The sequence below is a fragment of the Nonomuraea sp. KM88 genome, from assembly GCF_052245635.1.
Taxonomy (GTDB): Bacteria; Actinomycetota; Actinomycetes; order Streptosporangiales; family Streptosporangiaceae; genus Nonomuraea.
Genome location: NZ_JBQQCC010000001.1, coordinates 253,993 through 279,639, shown reverse-complemented (window position 1 = coordinate 279,639; position 25,647 = coordinate 253,993). Strand labels below are relative to the sequence as shown.

21 protein-coding genes are annotated in these 25,647 nt (G+C 70.6%); 10 read left to right on the top strand and 11 right to left on the bottom strand.

Annotated features, from left to right (window positions below):
- Positions 1-8: 8 nt before the first annotated feature.
- Genes dapF through ACTWPV_RS01305 form a run of 3 tightly spaced genes read right to left on the bottom strand, consistent with a single transcriptional unit; the run spans position 9 to position 2,286 of the window.
- Positions 9-821, bottom strand: a complete 813-nt coding sequence (gene dapF, locus ACTWPV_RS01315) for a diaminopimelate epimerase (RefSeq protein WP_443150246.1) — start codon at positions 819-821, stop codon at positions 9-11.
- A 9-nt stretch (positions 822-830) separates the two neighbouring features.
- Positions 831-1,736 carry a tRNA (adenosine(37)-N6)-dimethylallyltransferase MiaA gene (gene miaA / locus ACTWPV_RS01310; protein WP_443150245.1) on the bottom strand — a complete coding sequence of 302 codons (906 nt, stop codon included), beginning with the start codon at positions 1,734-1,736 and terminating at the stop codon, positions 831-833.
- Between the two features lie 13 nt (positions 1,737-1,749).
- Positions 1,750-2,286, bottom strand: coding sequence for a methylated-DNA--[protein]-cysteine S-methyltransferase (locus tag ACTWPV_RS01305; protein ID WP_443150244.1), 537 nt, complete (start codon positions 2,284-2,286; stop codon positions 1,750-1,752).
- Here ACTWPV_RS01305 and ACTWPV_RS01300 point away from each other — a divergent pair.
- Positions 2,285-3,184 carry a ribonuclease Z gene (locus ACTWPV_RS01300; RefSeq protein WP_443150243.1) on the top strand — a complete coding sequence of 300 codons (900 nt, stop codon included), beginning with the start codon at positions 2,285-2,287 and terminating at the stop codon, positions 3,182-3,184. The genes ACTWPV_RS01305 and ACTWPV_RS01300 overlap by 2 nt on opposite strands.
- Here ACTWPV_RS01300 and ACTWPV_RS01295 read toward each other — a convergent pair.
- The 3 genes from ACTWPV_RS01295 to miaB form a co-directional block, all read right to left on the bottom strand.
- Complete coding sequence (locus ACTWPV_RS01295; RefSeq protein ID WP_443150242.1) at positions 3,178-3,918, bottom strand: isocitrate lyase/PEP mutase family protein; 741 nt, start codon at positions 3,916-3,918, stop codon at positions 3,178-3,180. The two genes, ACTWPV_RS01300 and ACTWPV_RS01295, sit on opposite strands and share 7 nt — an antisense overlap.
- Before the next feature lie 179 nt (positions 3,919-4,097).
- Positions 4,098-4,604, bottom strand: coding sequence for a hypothetical protein (locus ACTWPV_RS01290; RefSeq protein WP_443150241.1), 507 nt, complete (start codon positions 4,602-4,604; stop codon positions 4,098-4,100).
- Positions 4,605-5,778: 1,174 nt separating this feature from the next.
- Positions 5,779-7,272, bottom strand: coding sequence for a tRNA (N6-isopentenyl adenosine(37)-C2)-methylthiotransferase MiaB (miaB, locus tag ACTWPV_RS01285; RefSeq protein WP_443150240.1), 1,494 nt, complete (start codon positions 7,270-7,272; stop codon positions 5,779-5,781).
- 138 nt (positions 7,273-7,410) lie between these two features.
- Between miaB and ACTWPV_RS01280 the strand changes: the two genes are divergently transcribed.
- The 6 genes from ACTWPV_RS01280 to ACTWPV_RS01255 all read left to right on the top strand — a co-directional run bounded on the left by ACTWPV_RS01280 (position 7,411) and on the right by ACTWPV_RS01255 (position 13,480).
- The gene (locus ACTWPV_RS01280; protein WP_347620236.1) at positions 7,411-8,166 is read left to right on the top strand and encodes an amino acid ABC transporter ATP-binding protein; all 756 of its coding nucleotides are present in this window, start codon (positions 7,411-7,413) and stop codon (positions 8,164-8,166) included.
- Between the two features lie 17 nt (positions 8,167-8,183).
- Complete coding sequence (locus ACTWPV_RS01275) at positions 8,184-9,044, top strand: glutamate ABC transporter substrate-binding protein (RefSeq protein ID WP_347641627.1); 861 nt, start codon at positions 8,184-8,186, stop codon at positions 9,042-9,044.
- A 58-nt stretch (positions 9,045-9,102) separates the two neighbouring features.
- Positions 9,103-9,771, top strand: coding sequence for an amino acid ABC transporter permease (locus ACTWPV_RS01270; protein WP_443150239.1), 669 nt, complete (start codon positions 9,103-9,105; stop codon positions 9,769-9,771).
- The gene (locus ACTWPV_RS01265) at positions 9,768-10,634 is read left to right on the top strand and encodes an amino acid ABC transporter permease (RefSeq protein WP_443150238.1); all 867 of its coding nucleotides are present in this window, start codon (positions 9,768-9,770) and stop codon (positions 10,632-10,634) included. Before ACTWPV_RS01270 ends, ACTWPV_RS01265 begins: the two co-directional genes overlap by 4 nt.
- Before the next feature lie 143 nt (positions 10,635-10,777).
- Entirely contained in the window at positions 10,778-11,623 is an 846-nt protein-coding gene (locus ACTWPV_RS01260) for a glutamate ABC transporter substrate-binding protein (RefSeq protein WP_443150881.1), read from the top strand.
- Between the two features lie 48 nt (positions 11,624-11,671).
- Entirely contained in the window at positions 11,672-13,480 is a 1,809-nt protein-coding gene (locus ACTWPV_RS01255) for a prolyl oligopeptidase family serine peptidase (protein ID WP_443150237.1), read from the top strand.
- On the opposite strand, the gene rny is transcribed toward ACTWPV_RS01255, so the two are convergent.
- From rny to recA, 3 genes are all read right to left on the bottom strand, one after another.
- A complete protein-coding gene (gene rny, locus ACTWPV_RS01250; RefSeq protein ID WP_347641623.1) occupies positions 13,477-15,093 on the bottom strand; it encodes a ribonuclease Y in 1,617 nt (538 codons plus the stop codon). The genes ACTWPV_RS01255 and rny overlap by 4 nt on opposite strands.
- A gap of 664 nt (positions 15,094-15,757) precedes the next feature.
- Positions 15,758-16,297, bottom strand: a complete 540-nt coding sequence (recX, locus tag ACTWPV_RS01245; RefSeq protein ID WP_443150236.1) for a recombination regulator RecX — start codon at positions 16,295-16,297, stop codon at positions 15,758-15,760.
- A 662-nt stretch (positions 16,298-16,959) separates the two neighbouring features.
- The gene (gene recA / locus ACTWPV_RS01240) at positions 16,960-19,140 is read right to left on the bottom strand and encodes an intein-containing recombinase RecA (RefSeq protein ID WP_443150235.1); all 2,181 of its coding nucleotides are present in this window, start codon (positions 19,138-19,140) and stop codon (positions 16,960-16,962) included.
- A 442-nt stretch (positions 19,141-19,582) separates the two neighbouring features.
- Here recA and ACTWPV_RS01235 point away from each other — a divergent pair, with 442 nt between their 5' ends.
- Positions 19,583-19,855, top strand: a complete 273-nt coding sequence (locus ACTWPV_RS01235; RefSeq protein WP_443150234.1) for a hypothetical protein — start codon at positions 19,583-19,585, stop codon at positions 19,853-19,855.
- Between the two features lie 5 nt (positions 19,856-19,860).
- Here ACTWPV_RS01235 and ACTWPV_RS01230 read toward each other — a convergent pair whose 3' ends face one another.
- A complete protein-coding gene (locus tag ACTWPV_RS01230; protein WP_132596118.1) occupies positions 19,861-20,055 on the bottom strand; it encodes a DUF3046 domain-containing protein in 195 nt (64 codons plus the stop codon).
- A gap of 44 nt (positions 20,056-20,099) precedes the next feature.
- On the opposite strand from ACTWPV_RS01230, the gene ACTWPV_RS01225 reads away from it, so the two are divergent.
- Positions 20,100-20,294 (top strand): hypothetical protein, encoded by a 195-nt coding sequence (locus ACTWPV_RS01225; protein ID WP_443150233.1) that lies wholly within the window; start codon positions 20,100-20,102, stop codon positions 20,292-20,294.
- Position 20,295: 1 nt separating this feature from the next.
- Here the strand turns inward: ACTWPV_RS01225 and ACTWPV_RS01220 are convergent, their stop codons facing one another.
- Positions 20,296-20,784: a VOC family protein gene (locus ACTWPV_RS01220; protein ID WP_347620246.1), complete on the bottom strand. Its 489-nt coding sequence runs from the start codon at positions 20,782-20,784 to the stop codon at positions 20,296-20,298.
- Between the two features lie 116 nt (positions 20,785-20,900).
- Here ACTWPV_RS01220 and ACTWPV_RS01215 point away from each other — a divergent pair, with 116 nt between their 5' ends.
- Entirely contained in the window at positions 20,901-25,634 is a 4,734-nt protein-coding gene (locus ACTWPV_RS01215) for an ATP-dependent helicase (protein ID WP_443150880.1), read from the top strand.
- Positions 25,635-25,647: the final 13 nt, after the last annotated feature.

Genomic DNA, 25,647 nt, shown 5'->3' with positions numbered 1-25,647 from the left:
GAAGAACATCATACTGCAAGCATCAGTTCGCCACTCGCCACGATGACCGCGGGACCGGAAAGGTAGCTGGTGTCCTCGTCGAGGATGACGGTCAGCGTGCCGCCGACCACCTCGACCGTCCAGGTGCCCGTGCTGTCGCCCGACAGGCTCGCGGCGGCGACGGCCGTGGCCACCGCTCCGGTGCCGCACGACCGGGTCTCGCCGGAGCCGCGCTCGAAGACGCGCATCACCGCGCGGCTGGTGCCCACCGGGTTGAACAGCTCGATGTTGACGCCGCCGGGGAAGACCCCCGTGTCGAAGCCCGGCTGGTGGGCGAGGTCGAGCTGCGCGACGGGATCGCCGATGGCGCAGGCCAGATGCGGGTTGCCCATGTCGATGCACAGGCCGGTGTACTCGTGTGAGCCGACGGTGGCCACGCTCTCGCCGTGGACGACGGGCCGGCCCATGTCGACCGTGACGTCGCCGTTCGGCTCGACGCGGACCTTGCGCAGGCCGCCACGGGTGGCCACCGCGAACTCCGCGTGCTCCGCCAGCCCGGCGTCGATCAGGTAGCGGGCGAACACGCGCACGCCGTTGCCGCACATCTCCACCACGCTGCCGTCGGCGTTGCGGTAGTCCATGAACCATTCGGCCGCCGACGCCTGCTCGGCCACCTCGTGGCTCTGCTTGGTGCGCGCGACCCTGAGCACACCGTCGGCCCCGATGCCTGTCCTCCTGTCGCAGATCTTCGCGACGAGCGAGGCTGAGACGTCCAGCTCGCCGTCGGGATCAGGCAGGATGACGAAGTCGTTCTCGGTGCCGTGCCCCTTGAGAAAGCGCATGCTGAAAGTTTATGCGCACCGGCTCGCCGCGATCCGATCGAGGGATCGCTCAAGCAGATCCGGTGCGTCGTAGGGCAACCAGCACACCCGCGGATCACGGCGGAACCACGACTCCTGGCGGCGCGCGAAGCGCCTGGTCAGCCGGACGGTCTCCGCGATCGCCCGCTCCTCGCTCCACTCGCCCTCCAGGAAGCGGATGACCTGGGCGTACCCGAGGGCGCGGCTCGCCGTGCGGCCCTCGGCCAGCCCTTCGCCGAGCAGCCCCCGCACCTCGTCGACCAGCCCCGCCCGCCACATGCGCTCGACCCTGACCGCGATCCGCTCGTCCAGCTCCGCTCTCGGCACCTCGAGACCGAGCTGCACGCTCGGGTAGACCGCTTCGTAGGCGGGCATCGTGGCCGAGAACGGGCGCCCCGAATGCTCGATCACCTCAAGGGCGCGGACAATGCGGCGGCCGTTGCTGGGCAGGATCGCCGCCGCGGCGGCCGGGTCCAGGCCCCGCAGCCGTTCGTACAGCCGGGCGGTGCCGAACTCGGCCAGCTCCGCCTCCAGCCTCGCCCTGATCTCCGGGTCGGTGCCGGGGAACTCCAGCTCGTCGACGGCCGCCCGCACGTAGAGCCCGCTGCCGCCGACCAGGACCGGCACGTCGACGCGGTCGAAGACGGCCCTGGCCAGCTTCTGGTATTCGGCCACGCTGGCCGTGACCGTGACGTCCCAGACGTCCAGCAGGTGATGGGGAACCCCGCGCTGCTCGGCCGGGGTCAGCTTGGCCGTGCCGATGTCCATCCCCCGGTAGAGCTGCATGGAGTCGGCGTTGACGCACTCGCCCCCCAACCGGAGCGCGAGGTCGACGGCGAGATCGGACTTTCCCGCCGCGGTGGGGCCGACGACGGCGATGACGGGCTGCTGGCTCACGCTGACCAGTCTGCTAGAGGTCGAGCAGCGTCGGTTGCAGATAGCCCTCATGGGTCAGCAGCCGGCGCTTGGTCTCCACGCCCTCGCCGCCGCTGAAGCCGCCCAGGCCGGTGCCCGCGATCACCCGGTGACAGGGCACGAAGATCGGGATCGGGTTGGAGCCCATGATCGAGCCGATGCCGCGGGCCGGCACGCTGGAGCCGCTGCGGCGGGCCAGCTCGCCGTAGGTGACGGCGGAGCCGTACGGGACCTGGTGGAGTGCCTGGAGCACCCGCAGCCGCGAGCCGGACATCAGGCGCCAGTCGATCGGCGTCTCGAAGACCTTCAGGTCGCCGGCGAAGTAGGCGTTCAGCTCCGCGACCGCGAAGGCCGTACGATCCGCATCATGAACCTCAGGCAGGCCGAGCCGGTCGGAAAGGCGCGCACGCGACCCGTGCGCCGACGCCCAGCCCGACGCCACGAGGCCGGTCTCGGTGACGGCCAGCACGAACAGGCCGACCGGCGTCGGCACCTCGGCGAAGGCGGCGGTCTCTGCGGCGGCGGGCATCATGTCCTCACGTGAGCTCGTGGTGCTGGGCACCTCCAGCGCGGTTCCTACCCGACACCGTAACCACAATGGCTACCTCCTGCGCTGGGACGGTCAGGGCTTCCTGCTCGACCCGGGCGAGGGCACGCAGCGGCAGATGCTGCACGCCGGAGTCAGCGCGCACGACGTGCACTGGCTCTGCGTCACGCACTTCCACGGCGACCACTGCCTGGGCGTGCCGGGCGTGGTGCAGCGCATCGCCCGCGACAAGGTCAGGCACCCGGTGCGGGCGCTCTTCCCCGGTTCCGGCGAACCCTACTGGCGCAGGCTCCGCCACGCCGCCGTCTTCGCCGACACGTCCGTCATCTCCGAACATCCCCTCGACGGCGACCTCACCGCCGTCGGCCCGCTGACCGCGCGCCGCCTCTCCCATCCGGTCGAGTCCTACGGCTACCGCCTCCAGGAGCCGGACGGCCGCCGCATGCTGCCTGAGCGGCTGGCCGCCCACGGCATCCGCGGCCCCGAGGTCGGCGAGCTGCAGCGCACCGGCTCAGTACGCGGCGTCACGCTCGACCGGTGCAGCGAGCCCAGGCCGGGGCAGAGCGCGGCCTTCGTGATGGACACCCGGCTCTGCGACGCCGTCTTCGAGCTGGCGTCGGGGGCCGACCTGCTGGTGATCGAGTCGACGTTCCTGTCGTCGGAGAGCGCGCTGGCCAAGGAGTACGGGCACCTGACGGCGTTCGAGGCGGGGATGGTGGCGGCGGACGCGGGGGTGCGCAGGCTGGTGCTCACGCACTTCTCCGAGCGGTACGGCTTCGCCGAGGAGCCGGCCTTCGCCGCCGAGGCGCGGCGCAGCTTCGACGGCGAGGTGGTGCTCGCCCGCGACCTGATGAGGATCCCCGTGCCGCGCCGCCGTCAGTAGGGGCTCAGGCCCTCCTTGACCTTCGCCAGCAGCCCGCGCGTGTAGTCGGCGGACGCGCGGTGCAGCCCGCTGCCGAAGCTGATCCTGGCCACCCCGAGTTCGGCCAGCCGCGCCGGCGAGGGGCCTCCCGGCCGGAACAGGATGTTGACCATCCCGCCCAGCTCGCCGGCCAGCGCCCGGATCTCCTCCTCGTCCGCCAGGCCGATCGGGTAGACGCAGTCGGCTCCCGCCTCCAGATAGCGCCGTGCGCGCTCGACGGCCGCGGCACGGTCGCCGCTTCCGTACAGGTACAGGTCGATCCTGGCGTTGATCACCAGGCCCGGGCCCGCGGCGGCGCGCACCTCGGCGAGGAAGTCCGCCTGGACGCCTGTCTCCACCATCTCGCCGGTGCCGGGGAGCGAGTCCTCCAGATTGCACCCGACGGCTCCGGCGCCCGCCAGCGCCTCGGCGAGGGCGGCCGGTTCGAGCGCGTACCCGCGCTCGACGTCGGCGGTGACGGGCACGTCGACCGCTCTGGCCACGCGCGCCACGGCCGCCATCATCTCGTCGGCAGGGGTGCCCTCACCGTCCTCGTAGCCCAGCACGCGCGCGACGGCGGCGCTGCCGGTGGCGACCGCGGGGAAACCGGCATCCTGTACGGCCCGCGCCGACGCGGCGTCCCAGACGTTGGGCAGGACCAGCGGAGTGCCCGGCACGTGAAGGGCTCGGAGCGCGTCCGCCTTGTCAGCAGTCATGCGGCGACCTTACGGAGCACCCCGGTGCCGCCGAAGGTCCAATACCGGCGAATTACGGCAAGCCACTTCACCGGCGCCGCACGAGCGCGAGGGGGACGCGAGCACCCGGGCGCTCAATGGCGAGCGGCCCCCGGCCTCCCTGACGCCTTCGATGGGCGAGTGGCCCTTCGTGACCACCTTCAGCAGCCGGCCTTGGCGCACTGGCCGTTGACCAGGCCCCCCGGGCCGTCGGCCGGGGTGTCGGCCTCGTCCTGCGCGGGCTTGCTCGGGGACGTCGTCGCGGGCTTCTTGCCGGTGTTGGTCTGCTTGGTGCCATCGGACGGGTTGGAGCCCGTCGAGCCCGTGTCGTGGTTGCCCGGGCCGCCCTCGCCGTCGTTGTCCGTCCTGGCGTCGCCCATGCTGCCGTCGTCCTCGCCGGTCGGCAGGTTGTCGTCAGGGGCGTCGGTCCTGGCGTCACCCATGGTCGCGTCGTCGTCACCCTGGAGTTCTTCGTCGCCGCCCGCGCTCTGCGAGGGCGCCGGCTGTGAGGCGCCTCCGGGCCGTGCGGGATCGGCGGGGTTTCCCGCCAGGAAGTAGCCGCCGCCGGCCGCCGCCACCAGTGCGACCGCCACCGAGGCGACGATCATGGCGATCTTCTTGTTGCTCTTCGAGGACTTGTGCCCTGGCGGCGCATTCCTCGAAGCCAAGCGGGTGTCCCCAGGCCCCCCCAGGATCTCCTGATGATCCGGCTCACGCGAACCTTGCATGGTGTTGCAGCTCCCTGCGGTCGTATCGGGAAAGCTCACCGGCTTCCGCGGGTGATGGACCACACTAGCCGCAACACCGGAATGCTCGCAGAACAATCACGAAGGAATCACGACTTGTCCCCCCTTAGATCCATAAGACCAGGTAGCCGCGCCAACCTGGCACCGCTGGCCGGAACAGCCGGGGTACTCGTCACCGCGACCCTGGGAATTTTCCTGGCATTCACCGACTCCTCAGAACCGTCTCCGCAAAGCTCCGCCGAATTCGATCAGGAATCTCCGCATTCCTCAAGATCGATAACGCCTTCGCCGCCACTCTGGGCGTCGAACATGACACAAAGGGCGACCGCCTCCCGAACTTCCGGGCCATTTCCTGGAACGTTCCCTCAACCGTCCGCACAGACCGTGGACGCCGTGATGGGGCCGTTGGCGCCGCCGTGGATCCAGCCCGTCCCGCCACCCTGGGACATCACGGGAACGCCGCCCTGGGGCACCCGAACGCCTCCCCGGGGCGTCCCGGCACCGCCCTGGGGCACGCACGAACCCGTCCGCCCGTCACCTGCCACGGGCCCGCCGGCCGCGACCGCGCCCCCGGGGTCACCGGCGCCCTTTCCCGGACGCACGGCCGCGCCTCCACCGCCCTTCCGCGACCGGTCGGCGGCTCCCGGGCCCTCGGTGCAGGTACGGTCCGCGGCGCCCGGCCCGGCGGGCTCGCCCTCTCCGCAGTCGCCCCCTCAGCCGCCTCCCCGCGACCCAGCGCCGACCAGGCGCCCGGCCGTCCCCGCGCCTCCGGCACGCGGCATCGACCCCTGCGCCACGTTCGACGACTTCCGCCGGGAGCCCTGCTACAGCTTCCTCGACCGCCTCACTCGCTGACGCTTGGCCATCGGGATGCGGCCGTGAGAGCGCCTGTCCGGCGCCCGGGCACCGGACAGGCGGGCCAGAGAGCAGGGAAGACAGGTGGTGTGCCGGGTATCTGGAGACGTCGCGCCACCGATCCGGCCGAGCCCCGATCCGGGAACGAAGCGGGCTTCCCTGCCGGGGAGCGTCTGCCTGGCGGCCTCGGCGAGCGCGGCGAAGGGAGGCGTCAGCCCTCGGGCGGAGGGCTGCGCCTGGGTCAGTGGGCCGAGCAGGCGCCCGACGGGGCGGTGGTGGGAGCGGGGCGGCCGACGGTGGGCATGCCGAGCAGCACCCCCGGCCCCGTGGAAGGACCGGCCTGGCGGGACTCCCAGGCGTCGCCCGCCCGCGTCCGCCTGACCGCGTACGCCGGTCCGTCCGCCACCAGGTGGTGCGGGGCCGCGTACGTCACCTCGACCGTCACCATGTCACCCGGCCGGGGAGCCTCCGAGCCCACGGCGAAGTGCACGAGCCGGTTGTCGGGCGCGCGGCCGGACAGCCGGCGGGTGGCGTCGTCCTTGCGCCCCTCGCCCTCGGCGACCAGCACCTCGAGCGTCCGGCCCACCTGCTTCTTGTTCTCCTCCCACGAGATCTCCTCCTGGAGGGCCACCAGCCGCTCGTAGCGTTTCTGGACGACCTCCTTGGGGATCTGGTCGTCCATGGTGGCCGCCGGCGTGCCGGGACGGATGGAGTACTGGAAGGTGAAGGCGTTGGCGAAGCGGCTCTGCCTGACGACGTCGAGCGTGGCCTGGAAGTCCTCCTCGGTCTCGCCGGGGAAGCCGACGATGATGTCGGTCGAGATGGCAGCGTCCGGCATGGCGGCGCGCACGCGTTCGATGATGCCGAGGTAGCGCTCGGCGCGGTAGGAGCGGCGCATCGCGCGCAGCACCCGGTCGGAGCCCGACTGCAGCGGCATGTGCAACTGGTGCATGACGTTGGGCGTCTCGGCCATGGCGGCGATCACGTCGTCGGTGAACGCGGCGGGGTGGGGCGAGGTGAAGCGGACCCGCTCCAGGCCCTCGATGGAGCCGCACGAGCGCAGCAGCTTGCCGAAGGCCAGCCGGTCGCCGAACTCCACGCCGTAGGTGTTGACGTTCTGGCCCAGCAGCGTGACCTCGAGGACGCCCTGGCCGACGAGGGTCTCGACCTCGGCCAGGATCTCGCCGGGCCGGCGGTCCTTCTCCTTGCCGCGCAGGGAGGGGACGATGCAGAACGTGCAGGTGTTGTTGCAGCCGACCGAGACGGCCACCCAGGCGGCGTAGGCGGACTCGCGCCTGGTGGGCAGCGTCGAGGGGAAGACCTCGAGCGACTCCTTCAGCTCGACCTGCGCCTCGCCCTCGATGCGGGCGCGCTCCAGCAGCACCGGCAGCGAGCCGATGTTGTGGGTGCCGAAGACCACGTCGACCCATGGCGCCTTGCGGACGATCTCGCCCTGGTCCTTCTGGGCGAGGCAGCCGCCCACGGCGATCTGCATGCGCGGGTTGCTCACCTTGGCGGGCCGCAGGTGGCCGAGGTTGCCGTAGAGGCGGTTGTCGGCGTTCTCCCGCACGGCACACGTGTTGAACACGACCACGTCGGCGGTCTCGCCGTCGGGGGCGGGCACGTAGCCGGCATCCTCCAGCAGGCCGGAGAGGCGTTCGGAGTCGTGGACGTTCATCTGGCACCCATATGTGCGCACTTCATAGGTGCGGGCGCTCTCCTGGGTCACAGTCATGGCGCTTTCCAGGGTAGTCGTTGTCAGGCTTGAGACGGCCCGTACCGATCTAAAAGACCAGCTTGACGGCACGATGTGATCGGATCGGTACCACCCGGTTAGTGACCAGCGTCTTAATGCCCTCTACCGTTTGGGTGCATGACGGAGAACGGCGACGGCGCTCCACTGGTTCGGTTGGAGAACGTCAACAAGCACTTCGGGGCGCTGCATGTCCTGAAGAACATCAACTTGACCGTCTCTCGTGGCGAGGTTCTGGTCGTCATCGGCCCGTCGGGCGGCGGGAAGTCCACGCTCTGCCGCGCGATCAACCGGCTGGAGACGATCAGTGACGGGCAGATCATATTTGACGGCCAGGTGCTGCCCGAGGAGGGCAAGGCCCTGGCGAGGCTCCGTTCCGACGTCGGCATGGTCTTCCAGTCGTTCAATCTGTTCGCTCACAAGACCATCCGGGAGAACGTCACGCTCGGCCCGATCAAGGTGCGCGGGATCGCGCGCGATGCGGCCAACAAGCGTGCGATGGAGCTTCTCGAACGGGTAGGTATCGCAGCACAGGCGGACAAGTATCCGGCCCAGCTGTCGGGTGGCCAGCAGCAGCGGGTCGCCATCGCCAGGGCACTGGCGATGGACCCGAAGATGATCCTGTTCGACGAGCCGACCTCGGCACTGGACCCCGAGATGGTGCAGGAGGTGCTCGATGTCATGGTCGGGCTGGCCCGTGACGGGATGACCATGGTGGTCGTCACGCACGAGATGGGTTTCGCCCGCCGCGCCGCCAACCGCGTCGTGTTCATGGCAGACGGGCAGATCGTCGAGGAGAACACCCCCGACGAGTTCTTCACCAACGCGCAGACCGACCGGGCGCGCGACTTCCTTTCGAAGATCCTCACGCATTGAGATTGAGGCAGGTACACATGCACATGCGTCGAACGGGAGCGGTGCTCTCGGTAGCGGCTCTGGCCGCCGGCCTGACGGCTTGTGGTGGCGGCGAGCAGACGTACGCCACCGTGCTGGAGAAGGTCCAGGGCGCCAACACGATCGTGGTCGGCACCAAGTGGGACCAGCCGAGCCTGGGCCTGAAGATGGGCGCCGAGCCCGAGGGATTCGACGTTGACGTGGCCAAGGCCCTGGTGAAGGAGCTGGCCGGCGGCAAGGAGGTCGAGATCGAGTGGAAGGAGTCGGCCTCGTCCAACCGTGAGCCGTTCCTCCAGAACGGCACGGTCGACATGGTCGTCGCCACCTACTCCATCACCGAGGAGCGCAAGGGCAAGGTCACCTTCGGCGGCCCTTACGTGATCGCCCACCAGGACGTCATGGTCCGCAAGGACGACACGTCGATCAACAGCCCGCAGGAGCTCAAGGGCAAGAAGATCTGCAAGGCAGCCGGCTCCAACTCCTACAAGCGCATCACCGAAGGGCCGCCGGACGGCGAGCTCGACATCGACGCCACGACCGTCGACGCGGCCAACTACTCCGAGTGCGTGCAGAAGCTGACCGGCAGCAACCTCGACGCCGTCACCACCGACGACCTGATCCTGGCGGGCTTCGCCAAGCAGGCGGGCGGCAACTTCAAGGTGCTGGGCCAGGGCTTCACCGACGAGAAGTACGGCGTCGGCCTGAAGAAGGGCGACACGAAGACGTGCGAGGCCGTCAACACCGCGGTGAAGAAGCTGTGGGACAACGGCACCATGAAGCAGCTGCTGGACAAGTGGTTCGGCGGCATCCAGGGCCTGAAGCTGTCGGAGGCCGCGCCGCCGGCCGAGGGCTGCAGCTGATCACGTCGGCGACGGCGGCCGGCCCTCCGGCCGCCTTTCGCCCCTGCGGTGGAGCACGATGGACGAACTAATCACGTACGCCCCCGACCTCGCGTTGGGATTCCTGGAGAACGTCAAGCTCGCGCTCGTGGCCCTGGTCGCATCGCTGATCCTCGGCACGATCCTGGTCGCGATGCGGGTCTCCCCCACGCCGGTGTTGCGCGCGGCGGGCACGATCTACGTCAACGTTGTCCGTAACACCCCCCTGACACTGGTGCTGGCGTTCTCGGCGCTGGGCCTGAGCGACCAGCTGGGCCTGATCTTCTCCGACGAGCCGCGGTCCAACTCGTTCTGGCTCGTCGCGATGGGCCTGTCGCTCTACACGGCGGCCTTCGTGTGCGAGGCGCTGCGCTCGGGTGTCAACACGGTGCCGATGGGGCAGGCCGAGGCCGCCAGGGCGATCGGCCTGACGTTCAGCCAGTCACTCACGATGATCATCCTGCCGCAGGCGTTCCGCGCCGTGGTCGCCCCGCTGGGCAGCGTGATCATCGCCATGATCAAGAACACCACGGTCGCCACCGCCGGCGGGTTCCTCGCCGATGCGGCGGCCGTGATGAAGGAGACGTTCGACCAGACCGGCGCGTCGATCCCCATCTTTCTCGGCATCGTCGTCGCCTTCATGGTGCTGACCATGCCGATCGGGTTCTTCACCGGTTGGTTGTCGCGGCGCCTGGCGGTGGTCCGATGAGCACTTCTGTCCTGTTCGACGCCCCCGGGCCGCGCGGGCGGGTGCGCAACCACGCCCTCACCGTCGTCAGCGTCATCGCCGTCGGGGCGGTCGTCTACGGCGTCTACAAGGGCTTCGACGCCAAGGGCCAGTGGGAAGGCAAGATCTGGCAGCCGTTCCTGCAGTGGGAGACGTGGGAGTTCTACATCATCCCGGGTCTCATCGGCACCCTGAAGGCGGCGGCCGTGGCCGCGGTGCTCGCGCTCGCCTTCGGCGCGATCTTCGGCCTGGCCCGGCTCTCGGACCATGCCTGGATCAGGGTCCCGGCCGGCGTGGTGGTGGAGGTCTTCAGGGCCATCCCCCTGCTGCTGCTGATCTTCTTCATCTTCTACCTGGCCCCGTTGCTGATGGGCGGCGGCGACTACGCGTTCATGGCGGTGGTCGTCGGCCTGATGCTCTACAACGGCTCGGTGCTCGCCGAAGTCGTCAGGGCCGGCGTGCAGGCCGTCCCCAAGGGGCAGTCGGAGGCCGCCTACGCGGTGGGCATGCGGAAGAACCAGGTCATGCGGCTGGTGTTGTTGCCGCAGGCCGTCACGGCGATGATGCCGGCGATCGTCAGCCAGCTCGTGGTGCTGCTGAAGGACACCGCGCTCGGCTACATCATCGCCTACGTCGACCTGCTCAACACCGGCTTCAAGATCCTTCCTGCCCGGTTCTTCGGCTCGTTGATCCCGGCGGCGATCGTCATCGGCATCATCTACGTCGCGCTCAACATGGCCCTGAGCTACCTGGCCACCTGGCTGGAGAGGCGGAGCAGGCGCAGCCGCAAGACGGCCGCCAAGCCGGTCACGCCGGCCGTGGGCATGGGCGAAGGCGCCGCCTGACGGTGTACGGGCGGTGAACGCGCCGCCCGTACACCGATAAATCCCCAAGAAAGTCCCACTTCTCCGTTGGAGGCGTTGAAACACCGGCCTGCGCGCGTTATTCAGCCGACAAGCTCCTCTTACAGGAGATGATCGGGGTGACCATGCGTGGGGCGGCGCTCGCAGGGGCGGCCATGGCCGTGTGCCTGGCGGCGTGCGGCGGAAACGGCTCATTCTCCACCGTCGCGGAGAAGATCAGAGAAGGCGGCACGGTCACGGTCGGCACCAAGTGGGACCAGCCGGGCGTGGGCCTCAAGACCGGGCCCGGCGCCCCCGAGGGTTTCGACATCGACGTCGCCCGCTACATCGTCCGCCACCTCGCGGGCGGCGAGAACGTGCACATCACGTGGCGCGAGGCCCCCTCCTCAGCCCGCGAGGCGCTGCTCCAGAACGGCACCGTCGACATGGTCGTCGCCTCCTACTCCATCACCATGTCGCGCAAGCCCAGGGTGACGTTCGCGGGCCCGTACGTGACGGCCTACCAGGACACGATGGTCCGCCGCGACGACACCTCCATCCAGAAGACCAGCGACCTGGCAGGCCAGCGCATCTGCCTGGCCAAGGGGTCCAACTCCTACCGGCGCATCGTCGACCCGCCGCCGGACGGCAAGCTGGACCTGCCGGCCATCCTCGTGCCCGCGGCCAACTACTCCGAGTGCGTACGCAAGCTCCTCGACCGCCAGCTCGACGCGGTGAGCACCGAGAACCTGTCCCTGGCCGGGTACGTCGAGCAGGACCCCGAGAAGCTCCGGCTGCTCAACGACCCGATCAGCGAGGAGCAGTGGGCCGTCGGCCTCAAGGAGGGCGAGATCGCCACGTGCGAGGCCATCGACGAGGCGATCACCATGATGTGGGCGGACGGCACGGCCGCCCGGCTGCTGCAGAAGTGGTTCGGCAGGACGGGGCTCGACCTGCCCACGGCGCCACCGCCGCCCGCGGGCTGCCCCTGATCCAAGATCCGGCCAGCACGCTCGCCGATCTTCCGGCAGGATGCGGGTATGCCTTTCTGGCCCTCCCCCATCACGACCAGAGACGTGGCGAGCGCAGGCGTGCGTCCGAGCTGGCCCACGATTCGGGGCGGCCAGGTGTGGTGGACCGAGGACCGCCCTGAAGAGGGCGGACGCACCACGATCGTGTGCCGCACCGCCGACGGCACCCACCGCGAGCTGCTGCGGGCCCCGTGGTGCGCGCGCACCCGGGTGCACGAGTACGGCGGCAGGCCCTACACCGTGACCCCCGGCGGCGAGGTGGTCTTCGCCAACCTCGACGACCAGCGCCTGTACATTCTGGCGGACGGCGGTGAGCCCGAGCCGCTCACCGGCGACGGCTGCCGCTACGCCGACCTGGTCGTGCACGACGGCCAGGTGTGGGCCGTGCGCGAGCGGCACGGCGACGACGGCAAGGTGACCCGGGCCATCGTGTCCGTCCCGCTGGACGGCGGCGACCCTCGCACCTGGGTCACGGGCTGCGATTTCTACGCCTCCCCCGCCATCTCCCCTGACGGGCGGCACCTGGCTTACCTCTGCTGGAACCACCCGCTCATGCCCTGGGACGGCACCGAGCTGCGGGTCGTCCGCCTCTCCAGCGGCGAGGAGTGGACCGTGCGCGGCGGGCCCGCCGAATCCGTGCTCGCCCCCGCCTGGAAGGACGACGCCCACCTCTACCTGATCTCCGACTCCTCAGGATGGTGGAACCTCTACGAGACCGGTCTGCGGGGCGCGGATACGCGGGCGGTCCATCCCGCCGAGGAGGAGTTCGCGGCGCCGCCGTGGCAGCTGGGCGGATGGCCGTACACCGTGCTCGGCGACGGGCGCATCGCGGTCCTGCACGGGCGCGGCGACCTGCGGATGGGCGTGCTCGACCCCGAGTCGGGCACCCTGACCGACCTCGACGTGCCCCGTTCGGGGTGGGACGCGGCGCTGGCGGCCGAGGGCACGTCCGTGGTCGGGGTCGGCTACTCCGCCACGCTCCCCCGGTCGGTCGTCCAGGTGGACACGGCGGCCGGCACGCACGTCGCGCTCGGCCAGGACGTCGCGCGCCTGCCCGACCCCGCCTGCCTGCCGCTTCCCCGGGCGGTGGAGACGCCGGCCCCCGCGTTCCTCTATCCGCCGAACGGACCGGCGACCACCGGCGTCCCCCCATACGTGATCTTCGTGCACGGCGGGCCGACGGCCTGCGCCGACAGCGCGCTCGACCTGGAGAAGGCGTTCCTGACCTCGCGCGGCATCGGCGTGCTCGACGTCAACTACGGCGGCTCCACCGGCTACGGCAGGCCCTACCGCGACCGGCTGAAAGGGCAGTGGGGCCTGGTTGACGTCGCCGACACGATCGCCGCCGCACGATGGCTGGCCGCCGAAGGCCTGGCCGACCCCGCCAAGATCGCGGTACGCGGCAGCAGCGCGGGCGGCTGGACCGTGCTGGCCGCGTGCTGCCGGTCCGACGTGTTCGCGGGCGGCGTCTCCTACTACGGCATCAGCGCGCTCGCGCCCCTCTCCGAGCACACCCACGACTTCGAGTCACGCTACGTGGAGTGGCTGGTGGGGCCGGAAGACCCGCAGGTCTACGCCGCCCGCGAGCCGCTGGGCCTCGTCGACGACGTGACCTGCCCCATGCTGCTCCTGCAAGGGCTCGACGACCCCGTGGTGCCGCCCCAGCAGTCGGTGGCCTTCGCCGACGCGCTCTCCGAACGCGGCATCCCGTGCACCTATCTCTCCTTCGACGGGGAGTCACACGGCTTCCGCCGCGCCGAGACGCGGGCCGCGGCGCTCGCCGCAGAGCTCGCCTTCTACCAGCAGATCTTCGCCTAACGGGCGAACTCGGTGGCCCTCGACTCCCTGACCACGCTGATGCGGATCTGCCCCGGGTAGGTCAGCTCCTCCTCCACCTGCTTGGCCACGTCGCGGGCGATCACCTGCGCCTGGATGTCGTCGACCGCGTCGGGCTTGACCATGACGCGGATCTCCCGGCCGGCCTGCATGGCGAAGACCTTCTCCACCCCGTCGTACGACTGCGCGATCTCCTCCAGCCGCTCCAACCGCTTGACGTAGGCCTCCAGGGACTCACGGCGGGCCCCTGGACGGCTGCCGCTGATCGCGTCGGCGGCCTGCGTGAGCACCGCCTCGACGGTGCGGACCTCGACCTCGTTGTGGTGCGCCTCGATGGCGTGCACCACGTCCTCCTCCTCGCCGTAACGTCGGGCGATCTCCGCGCCGATCAGCGCGTGACTGCCCTCGACCTCGTGCGTGAGAGCCTTGCCGATGTCGTGGAGCAGGGCGCAACGCTTCATCAGCCGCTGGTTCAGCTTCAGCTCGGCGGCCATGATGCCCGCGATGTGCGCGGACTCGATCAGGTGCTTGAGGACGTTCTGTCCATAAGAGGTGCGGTAGCGCAACTGCCCGAGCAGCAGCGTCAGCTCAGGATGCATGTCGGTGATGCCCAGCTCGACCAGGGCGTCCTCGCCGGCCCGGGCGCACAGGTCCTGGACCTCCTGGCGGCTGCGGTCATGGGCCTCCTCGATGCGCTGCGGATGGATGCGGCCGTCCAGCACCAGCTTCTCCAGCGTCAGCCTGGCGGTCTCCCTCCGCACCGGGTCGAAGCACGACAGCAACACCGCCTCAGGCGTGTCGTCGATGATCAGGTTGACCCCGGTGGTGGACTCGAAGGCGCGGATGTTACGCCCCTCGCGCCCGATGATCCGGCCCTTCATCTCGTCGCCCGGCAGGTGCAACACGCTGACGACCGACTCCGCCGTCTGCTCCGCCGCCACCCGCTGCACGGCCAGCGTCACGATCTTGGTGGCCCGCTTCTCGCCCTCCTTGCGAGCGGCCCCCTCGATCTCCCTGACGATCAGGGCGGCCTCGCGCTTGGCTTGGTTCTCGATCTCCCTGACCAGCTCCGCCTTGGCCTGCGCGCCGGTCAGCCCGGCGACCCGCTCCAGGATGACCTGCCGCTCCTGCTCGACCTGGAGCAGCTCCTCGCGCCGGTCGGCCAGCTCGACTTCCGTCTCGGCGAGCTTCCTGTCACGCTCGGACTGCCGTCTGGCCTCCTCGTCCAGCCGCTGCTCGCGCTCGGCCAGCCTGGCCTCCCTGCGCTCCAGGTCGGTCCGTAGCTCTTTGAGCTCGGACTTGAGGATCCGGGCCTCCTCCTCGACCTCCCGCCGCATCTGCGCCGCGCTCTCGGCAGCGCTCTCCGACCTGCGCAGGATCTCCTCGGCGTCGGTCTCCGCCTTGTGGCGGATCTCCTGCGCCTCCTCACGCGCCTGCTCAAGCTCCTCGTGAACGGCCTGCATCTGCTCGGAGCTCGGCTTGCCGGAACGTGGCAGAGGGCCGGAGGTGCGGCGTATGACAACGAGGAGCGCGACGATCATCCCGAACGCGAGCACGAGCACCGCCACCATCAGCACCACGACCAGCGGCCCCATGTGCGCCCCGCCCTCCTCGCGTCGTCAACACCTCATAACGCGGCCACAAAACGGGAGGGGTCACAAGCACGCCACGGACAGCCCGGTCATCACCTGGGTCGATGCCCAGCCAAGGCTGACCGGGCGTCGGCTCGGAAAGCCGACACCTCGCCTGCCTCGATCGCCCAAGCTCGCTCGTCCGTCGTTCACCGGTATGGCAATCCGCACTGCGCGGAGTAACTCCCTCACTGCCGTCGAGGTTATGCGTCGAACAGGTCACGAGCAAGCAAACGCGTCTCCAAGCGTGTCTTACGGACCCGCATCGCCACATCCACCACAAGATCCGCCAATGCCCCTGGAAACCGTCGGGATCCGGCACGCTCCCCGTGCCGGAAGCGGACATCCTTCAGGCGGCCGCGTTGAATGCGCCAGGCATCCACCAGGCTGACGGCGGGTCAGACTCTCCGGCGAAACGTCCGCTCCCGGCGGGTCAAGCCCTCCAGCGAAACGTCCGCTCCCAGCGAGTCAGACTCTCCGGAGGAACGTCCGCTCCCAGCGAGGCGAGCTCGCCGGGCCGGACGTCGGCCCCCCGAGGGGTTGAGTTCCGGGCGGAGTGCTCGTCGAAGGAGAGCGACCATCCCCTTTGAAGCCAGGGGCGGACGTCCCCCCAAGGGCAGACGTCCCGTCAGGGGAAGTCTTCTTCCATGTCGATGCCCTCCTGTTCCAGGGCCTCGCGGATGACGCGGAAGGCCAGGCCCGACGGGTAGCCCTTGCGGGCGAGCATGCCGGCGAGGCGGCGGGTGCGGGCGCGCGGGTCGAGAGAGCGGGTCGCGGCCAGCTTGCGCTCCACCAGCCGGCGAGCGGTCTCCGCCTCCTGGTCGGGATCGAGGCGGTCGACCGCTTCCTTGACCGTGTCGGGGTCGACGCCCCGATGGCGCAGCTCGGCGGCCAGGGCGCGCTTGGCCAGGCCGCGACCGTGGTGCCTGGAGTCGACCCAGGCCGCGGCGAAGGCCTCGTCGTCGATCAGCCCCAGCTCAGAGAACCGGCTGAGCACCGCCTCCGCGGCGTCGTCCGGCACCTCCCGCTTGCGCAGAGCTTCGGCGAGCTGGGCTCGCGTCTTGGGAGCCATGGTGAGAAGGCGCAGGCAGATGGCCCGGGCCACCGACTCCGGGTCGGCGGCCGGAGCGGCCCCGGCCGGGCTGTCGGCGTCAGGCCCTTCCGGCAACCATCCCCGCGGGCCCTTTCCTGCGCGCCTGCTGGACCGACCGGACCGGCGCCCTCTGCCCGATCGCCTCGCACCGTCCTCACCCCACTCGCCCGCCGGGCTCCCACTGCCTTCGTCCTGCCCGCCTGAGGCGTTCTCGCCGCCTCCGGCCCACTTGTCAGCTCGGCTCCTGCCTTCAGTGCCCTTCCCGCGGCCCCTGGCATGGTCTTTGCCGAACCAACTGTCCCCGGCCAGCACCTCGGAATGCCATCCGCCGTCTCCGTCGCCGGAAGACCTGTCAGCCGACCCGCCATCGCGCACGCGGGAGCCGTCGGCCTCCGGAGGCGGGGAGCCGGTGGCTCCTTGCTCCAGCTCTGCCGGGACATCGGAGGCACGCTGTCCATCACGCCCCGAACCATCGCCGTCCAGACGGGAGCGGCCCGGCGTCGGAGGCGGGCAACCGGGCACGCCGGGACCTTCTACCGGGCTGCCGGAATCCGTGGCGCCGCCGGGCTCGGGATCAGGGGTGCGTGGACGGTTGCGCCACTCGTCGAGTGATGGCCAGCCGTCCGCCGCCGAGAGAGCGAGGTCACGGCCCCGCGGCGAGGTGGACTTCGGCCAGGCGCCCCGATTGTGTGGCTGGGGCGCCTGTGGCCGCTCGGGGTTGCTCATAGGGTCAGCGATCAGACGTCACCCGGCTTGGGGGTGGATTTGGAACCCCGGCCGGAAGGAGCGGCCGCCGGGGCCGGAGCGGCGGGCTCGGCCGGAGTGTCGAGGCGTGGGCCGACACCCAGCTTGTCCTTGATCTTCTTCTCGATCTCGTTGGCCATGTCGGGGTGGTTGCGCAGGAAGTTGCGCGCGTTCTCCTTGCCCTGGCCGAGCTGGTCGCCCTCGTAGGTGTACCAGGCGCCGGACTTGCGCACGAAGCCGTGCTCCACACCCATGTCGATGAGGCCGCCCTCGCGGGAGATGCCCACTCCGTAGAGGATGTCGAAGTCGGCGACGCGGAAGGGCGGCGCCATCTTGTTCTTGACGACCTTGACCCTGGTGCGGTTGCCGACCGCCTCCGTGCCGTCCTTGAGCGTCTCGATGCGGCGGATGTCCATCCGGACCGAGGCGTAGAACTTGAGCGCCTTGCCACCCGTCGTCGTCTCGGGGCTGTTGTGGACCATGACACCGTCGACGAAGTAGTTGTGCGTCCCCTCGATCTCGAGGTCGAACTTCCTCATGGAGCGGGCCTTCGGCTTGATGCGAATGTCAAGGATCCGTGAGGGCACGAGCCGCGGCTCGGGGTCGGCGAACTCCGGCTCGACCGCGAACTGGCCGCGATAGCGAGGCAGGAGCTTGTAGGCCATAGAGGGGTGGACGTAGGGCGCCACCAGCTTCTGGAACGTGGCCGACGATGCCGTTTCGAACTGCAGGACGGCCACGCCCCGGGCCCCGCGATGCTGAACCTGCACGTTGAGGCCATAGGTGTCACACAGGTAGTCGCGAAGACGCTCCTGGGAGCCCTGGCTCATCGCCTCGACGCAGATCTCGATGCGACCGGAACCGCCTTCGGTGCGCTGCTGCAACCCTTTCGAACGGAGCGTGAACGAGCCATCGTCCATGTACCACACCGCCAGAGCCAGAGGTGTCAGCGCCTTGAGGTATTCCGAGGTGATGTGCTTCTTGCCGCCACCGAGGTAGACCACCTGGCGCAGCTCTTCGAGCTCGGGAAGAGGAGTGAAGTCGGCGAAGACCGCGCCCTTGGAGTTGGTGCTGCGGCTGTGGGTGATGTTGCCGAGCATCGAGCACTTCCAGGACAGGTAGTCCTCCTGCTTGGCGCCATGCCCCATGCGGAAGCGAACGCCGGTGCGGCCACGGCGATTGGGCGACAGGTTTCCATCTCCCATCAGCGACCCCAGGATGACCTGCCACTGCTTGTCGCTCAGGCGGTGGGTCTCCGTGAGCATGACGCGATCTCCCGCGATCAGCTCACCGGCGTCACGCCAGCCGCCCGGGGTGCGGATCTGGTGGTTCTCCGTCGCAGCGAACTGGGCCTTTCCGTTTCCGCCCGACTTGGCCACAGTGAACTGCAGGAACCGCTCGGCGTTGCCGTTGTCGAACCAGTTGACAATGCGGCGGGGAACGAGCTTGTCGGTCTCCGGGTCGTAGGAGAGAACCTCGACGTCCATCTTCTGATTGACGATCTTGCCGATTTTCTCCTGTGTGCCGTCGGCGAGCGTGACGCGCGTGCCGTACGACATGCAGCCGAACATCACACCGATCTTCTCGCGGAGCTGGTTGATGAAGATGGCGGTGGTGCCGGTGCTGCTCAGGGCACCGGCGATCTTGCGCAGCGCCTGGGACATGAGGCGGGCCTGGAGGCCGACGTGGCTGTCGCCCATCTCACCCTCGATCTCGGCCTTGGGCACGAGCGCGGCCACCGAGTCGATGACGATGATGTCGACGGCGCCGGACCTGATGAGCATGTCGGCGATCTCGAGCGCCTGCTCACCGGTGTCGGGCTGGGAGACCAGCAGGGCGTCGGTGTCGACGCCGAGCTTCTTGGCGTATTCGGGGTCGAGGGCGTGCTCGGCGTCGACGAACGCCGCGATGCCGCCGGCCCGCTGGGCGTTGGCCACCGCGTGCAGGGCGATGGTCGTCTTGCCCGAGGACTCAGGGCCGTAGACCTCGACGATGCGGCCACGCGGCAGGCCGCCGATGCCGAGGGCCACGTCGAGGGAGATCGACCCGGTGGGGACCACCTCGATGGGAGCTCGGGCGTCGTCGCCCAGGCGCATCACTGAGCCCTTGCCGAACTGCCGCTCGATCTGGGCGAGCGCGGTCTCGAGGGCCTTCTCGCGGTCGTTGATAGCCATGGAACTCCCCCTGGAGGATCGTGGTCCGGTCAGTCGAGTGAAAGCTACGGCCTGCCACCGACATTTTCTGGGACTGCCGGGGAAGACGTGGCTCGGCGCGCTTCCATCGTAGCCGAACGGCTGTTCGAGCACAGCGGGAACACGCCACGAGCCGCGCCCCGCCCTGAAGCCGATCAGCGCAGGTGACTTAAGGTAGGCCAGGACGTCCCGGCGGTGGCAGGGTTTCCGGCATCGCCGCCGGGAGTCCACCAGGACCGGATCGTCGAAGAGGCCCCTCGGCTCTGCCCACCCGGATCCTCATGGATCCGGAGCACTGGAAGCCCGCGCTCCGCGTAATTCCTCGATCTCGCCACGTGATGTTCACGAGGGTCGGCCCCGGCGTGTTGTGATGCGCGGTGAACTGGGGAGACTCACTGCAGGGCGAAAGCTTGGAGGCGGCGACGTGGCGAGCGGCTTCACCGGGGAACGGCGCGTCCATCTGGAGTCGCTCGCCGAACTGCTGCCCGATGTGGGACTGGTCAGCCGGTTGGTCGGCGAGGACGATCCGGTGTTGTGGGCGTGGCATCCGCGCACCGGCCGCCAGACGATCATCTTCGCGACGCCGTCCGGCCAAGGCTGGCTCTTCCTGTGGTCCCCGGGCGGGCAGGGCAGCGCCGACGATCTGGAGAGCACGGCCGCGGCGCTGCGCCGGGCGCTGGACGCGGCCCAGCCCTAGCCGCTTCAGCGCAGCTTGGGCGAGACGTCCTCCACCTGGCACACGGCGCGCCAGACGGTCTTGGCGCTCTCACCGTCGGCCAGCGCCTGCGTCACCGTCCGCCCGCCGAGCGGGGCGAGCACGTAGTCGCGCGCCCATGACTCGGCGTAGGTCTCACCGAAGTGAGCGTTCATCCGTCTCCAGAACTCGGTCAGGCGCATGCACTCAAGTATGGAAGCCCGCCGCGAGTGGGTAGGACATCCCCATGCCAAAGACCCCCAAGTCTTCACCCCCGAAGTCAGCCATCGCCAGGGCCAACAGGGCCAGGCGCCGCCGGTTGCAGCTCGCGCTGCGCCTCGCCGTGCAGAAGGAGAAGGAGGAGCGTGCCGAGCGGCACGCGGGCATCAGGCGGTTACCGCGTGCGGGCAGGCCGCGAACGCGCAGGGCGTCGCGCCGCTAGGTCACATCACCCGCGCGCCGTACATCTCACCGAGATGGTCGGCGAGCAGTTCCAGGCGGGCGCCGTCGGGGTCCTTGAAGTAGATGGAGGCGCCGCTCTCGATCTGGTGCGGCACGCCGGCCATCTCCAGCTTCCCGCGCAGTCGTTCCCACGTGGCGGGGTCGACGGAGATCGCGATGTGGTGCAGCCCACCGAGCACTTCCTGGTACGGCCCAAGGTCGAGGCCGGGGAAGTCGAAGAAGGCGAGCAGGTTGCCGTTGCCGATGTCGAAGAAGAAGTGGCTGGAGCCCTTGTAGTCGCGGTTTTCGATGATCTCGGTGAGCGGGAACTCCAGGAGTTCCTGGTAGAACGTTATGGTCCGTTCCACGTCGGACGACAGCAGGGCCACGTGGTGCAGGCCCCGCGCGCTGCTGGACGGCCGGTGCGGTAAGACGTGACGCCGCCTGAGCTCCGCACGGCGGGCTTCGATGGACGCGTAGTCAATGGTCACGGTCGCTGTATGTCCGCCATGGCGCCCGCTCAATCACGCGCCGTCGTGCGAATGCGGTTTCTGTCGGTGACGCGAGGCAGTATGTGCTGGTGAGCTCGCTAGACCACTTCAGCCAGATGACCAGGCAATGGTTCACCGGAGCATTCCAGGAGCCCACCGCCGCCCAGGAGGGGGCGTGGGAGTCGATCGCGCGCGGCGACAACACCCTGGTCGTCGCGCCCACCGGGTCGGGCAAGACGCTGGCGGCGTTCCTGTGGTCGCTCGACCGGCTCGCCGCGACGCCGGTCGATGAGCGGGTCCAGGAGCGGCCCCCGAGACGGGCCAGGGGCCGGGCCCAGGAGCAGGCCCAGGGGCAGGCCGGGCGCAGGGGCACGCGCGTGCTCTACGTGTCGCCGCTCAAGGCGCTCGCCGTCGACGTCGAGCGCAACCTGCGCGCGCCGCTGGCGGGCATCAAGCAGACGGCGCGGCGGCTGGGGCTGCCGGTGCCGGAGATCTCGGTCGCGATCCGCTCGGGCGACACCCCGGCGGAAGACCGCAGGCGGTTCGCCGCCAGGCCGTCCGACATTCTGATCACGACGCCCGAGTCGCTGTTCCTGCTGCTCACCAGCCAGGCTCGCGAGGCGTTGCGCGAGGTCGAGACAGTGATCGTCGACGAGGTGCACGCGGTCGCGGCCACCAAGCGGGGCGCGCATCTGGCTCTCACCCTGGAGCGGCTCGACGCCCTGCTCGAACGGCCGGCGCAGCGCATCGGGTTGTCGGCGACCGTGCGCCCGGTGAGCGAGGTGGCGACGTTCCTGGGCGGGGTTCGCCCGGCCACCGTGGTGCAGCCGCCGTCGGAGAAGCAGATCGAGATCGAGGTCGTCGTCCCGGTCGAGGACATGACGGAGATGGAGGGCGGCAAGCCGCAGGAGGGCGAGGAGGTCGCGCCCGAGCCGAGCGGCAGGTCGATCTGGCCGCATGTCGAAGACCGGCTCTTCGACCTGATCGGGGCGCACAGCTCGACGATCGTCTTCGCCAACTCGCGGCGGCTGGCCGAGCGGCTGTGCACCCGGCTCAACGAGCTGGCATATGAGCGCGAGCACGGCACGGAGGCCGTCGATCCGTCGATCTGGGAGACGGGTCCGCCCGATCAGGGCCCCGCCGCCGAGCCTCCCCGGCGCACGCCCGCCGAGATGATGGCGCAGGCGGGATCCGCCAAGGGGGTCGTGACGGAGATCGTACGCGCTCACCACGGCTCGGTCTCCAAGGAGGAGCGGGCGCAGATCGAGGAGGCGCTCAAGTCGGGCAGGCTGCCCGCCGTGGTCGCCACCTCCAGCCTGGAGCTGGGCATCGACATGGGCGCGGTCGACCTGGTCGCGTGCGTGGAGGCGCCGCCGAGCGTGGCCAGCGGGCTGCAGCGCATCGGCCGGGCGGGCCACCAGGTGGGGGCGGTGTCCAAAGGGGTGATCTTCCCGAAATACCGCGGCGATCTGGTGCAGACGGCCGTGGTGGCCGAGCGCATGAAGAGCGGCGAGATCGAGGAGCTGCGCTATCCGCGCAATCCGCTCGACGTGCTGGCCCAGCAGATCGTCGCCATGACGGCGCTCGACGAGTGGACGGTCGACGAGCTGGAGTCCGTGGTCAAGCGGTCCGCCCCCTACGCCACGCTGCCGCGCGGCGCGCTGGAGGCCACGCTCGACATGCTGGCCGGCCGCTATCCGAGCGAGGAGTTCGCCGAGCTGCGCCCCCGCATCGTGTGGGATCGCGTGACCGGCACCCTGCAGGGGCGTCCAGGGGCGCAGCGGCTCGCGGTCACCAACGGCGGCACCATCCCCGACCGCGGCCTGTTCGGGGTGTTCCTGGTGGGCGAGCGCTCCTCCAGGGTGGGCGAGCTCGACGAGGAGATGGTCTACGAGTCGCGGGTGGGCGACGTGTTCGTGCTGGGCGCGACGTCCTGGCGGATCGAGGACATCACGGCCGACCGGGTGCTCGTCTCACCGGCGCCGGGGCAGCCGGGCAAGCTGCCGTTCTGGCACGGCGACGCGCCCGGCCGTCCGGCCGAGCTGGGCCGGGCGATCGGGCGGTTCCTGCGCGAGCAGGCCCAGCAGGGCTCGACCGACCGGATGCGGGCGGCGGGCCTCGACGCCTACGCCTCGGGCAACCTGCTGGCCTACCTCAACGAGCAGCGCGAGGCCACCGGCTACGTGCCCGACGACCGCACGTTGCTGGTGGAGCGTTTCCACGACGAGCTGGGCGACTGGCGGGTGGTGATCCACTCCCCCTACGGCGCGCGGGTGCACGCGCCATGGGCGCTGGCCATCAACCGGCGGCTGCGCGAGCGTTACGGCGTCGACGTGCAGGCCGTGCACTCCGACGACGGCATCGTGCTGCGCATCCCCGACACGCTGGCCGAGCCTCCCACCGACGTGGCGGCGTTCGACGCCGAGGAGGTCGAGCAGATCGTCACCGAGGAGCTGGGCGGGTCGGCCATGTTCGCCTCCCGGTTCAGGGAGTGCGCGGGGCGGGCGCTGCTGCTGCCGCGCCGCACGCCGGGCAGGCGCAGCCCGCTGTGGCAGCAGCGCCAGCGAGCCGCCCACCTGCTGGGCGTGGCCTCCCGATACGCCTCGTTCCCGATCGTGCTGGAGACGATGCGCGAGTGCCTGCAGGACGTCTTCGACGTGCCCGGCCTCGTCCGGCTCATGCGCGACATCGCGGCGCGCAGGGTGCGGCTGGTGGAGGTGGAGACCTCGCAGGCCTCCCCGTTCGCGGCGTCGTTGTTGTTCCACTACGTGGGCGCGTTCATGTACGAAGGCGACGCGCCGCTGGCCGAGCGGCGGGCGCAGGCCCTGGCCCTCGACACCACGCTGCTGTCCGAGCTGCTCGGGCAGGCCGACCTGCGCGAGCTTCTCGAACCCGACGTGATCTCCGACAGCGAGCGCGAGCTGGCCCGGCTCGACCGGCCGCTGCGCGACGCGGAAGACCTCGCCGACCTGCTGCGCTCGCACGGCCCGCTGCTGGTGCCCGACGTGAGCGTGCGCGGCGGTGACCCGGCCTGGCTGCAGGAGCTGGAGCGCGCGCGGCGGGCGATCAAAGTACGCGTCGCGGGCGAGGAGCAGTGGGCCGCCATCGAGGACGCGGCGCGGTTGCGTGACGCGCTCGGCGTGCCCCTGCCGGTGGGGGTGCCGCACGTGTTCCTGGAGCCGGTCGCCGACCCGCTGGCCGACCTGGTGGCGCGGCACGCCCGCACGCGCGGGCCCTTCCACGCCGGCACGGCCGCGGCGAGGTTCGGGCTGGGCGTCGCCGTGGTGACGGACGCGCTGCGGCGGCTGGCGGTGACCGGGCGGGTCGTCAGCGGCGAGTTCCGGCCCGGCGGGCGGGGCGAGGAGTGGTGCGACGCCGGGGTGCTGCGGATGTTGCGCCGCCGGTCGCTGGCAAGGCTCCGTAAGGAGGTCGAGCCGGTCGCGCCGGAGACGCTGGCCCTGTTTCTCCCGGCCTGGCACGGCATCACCGGCTCGGGGCCGGCCTCGGCGGGGCGGGCCGGGGCGGCCAGGGCGATGGACTCCCTGGTCCGCTCCATCGAGCAGCTCCAGGGGGCGGCCGTGCCCGCGTCCGCGCTGGAGACGCTGGTGCTGCCCGCGCGGGTGCCCGGCTACCATCCGGCGCTGCTCGACGAGCTGACGTCGTCCGGCGAGGTGATGTGGGCGGGGCAGGGCTCGCTGCCCGGCGGTGACGGCTGGGTGTCCCTCTACTTCACCGACACCGCGCCGCTGCTGCTGCCCGAGCCCGCCGAGATCACCATGACGCCGGTGCACGACAGCGTGCTGGAGCTGCTGAGCGGGGGTGGCGCGCTGTTCTTCCGCGGGATCTCCGACCAGCTCGGCTCGCTCGACGACACGACGCTCGTCGCCGCGCTGTGGGACCTGGCGTGGGCGGGGCGGGTGTCAGGTGACACGCTCGCGCCGCTGCGGGCCACCCTCGGCACCGGACGGCCCGCGCACCGGCCCGCCACCACGCGGCGGCGCCGGGCGGTGCTGCCGAGCAGGAGCGGGCCGCCCACGGTGGCCGGGCGGTGGTGGTTGCTGCCCGGCCCCGCGCCTGACGCGACGCAGCGGGCCAACGCCCAGGCCGAAACGCTGCTCGAACGGCACGGGGTGGTGACGCGCGGGGCGGTGACCTCGGAGCGCCTGCCCGGTGGGTTCACGCCGGTCTATCAGGTGTTGCGGGCGTACGAAGAGAGCGGGCGCTGCCGGCGGGGCTACTTCGTCGAAGGGCTCGGCGGTGCCCAGTTCGCGCTGCCCGGGGCGGTCGACCGGATGCGCGCCATGGCACCGGGCATCGCCCCGGGCGCGTCCGGCTTCGCGCCGGAAACCGGGCTCGGACCGGGTACCGAACCGGGGCCGGGGGCCGGATTCGGGCCGGGCGCCGGGCTCGCGCCGGGGACCGGGGGCTCGCCGGCAACCGGATTCGGGGGCGTTTCCGCGAGCTCCGGGCGGTCGGGCGGCTCAAGGCGGGCGGTGGTGCTCGCCGCCGCCGACCCGGCCAGCCCGTACGGCGCCGCGCTCCCCTGGCCGCAGCATCCCGGCGACGTCGGGCACAAGCCGGGCAGGAAGGCCGGGTCCCTGGTGGTCCTGGTCGACGGCCACCTGGTGCTCTACGTCGAGCGGGGTGGCAAGACCCTGCTGTCGTTCACCGACGACACGCGCCTGCAGCCGGCCGTCGACGCCCTCGCCCTGGCCGTACGCGACGGCGCGCTGGGCAAGCTGACCGTGGAGCGGGCCGACGGGGCCTCCATCGTCGACTCACCGCTGGCGGCCGCTCTTGAGGCGGCGGGGTTCCACCCGACGCCCCGCGGCCTGCGCCTGCGCGCCTGACCGAGCTCCGGCA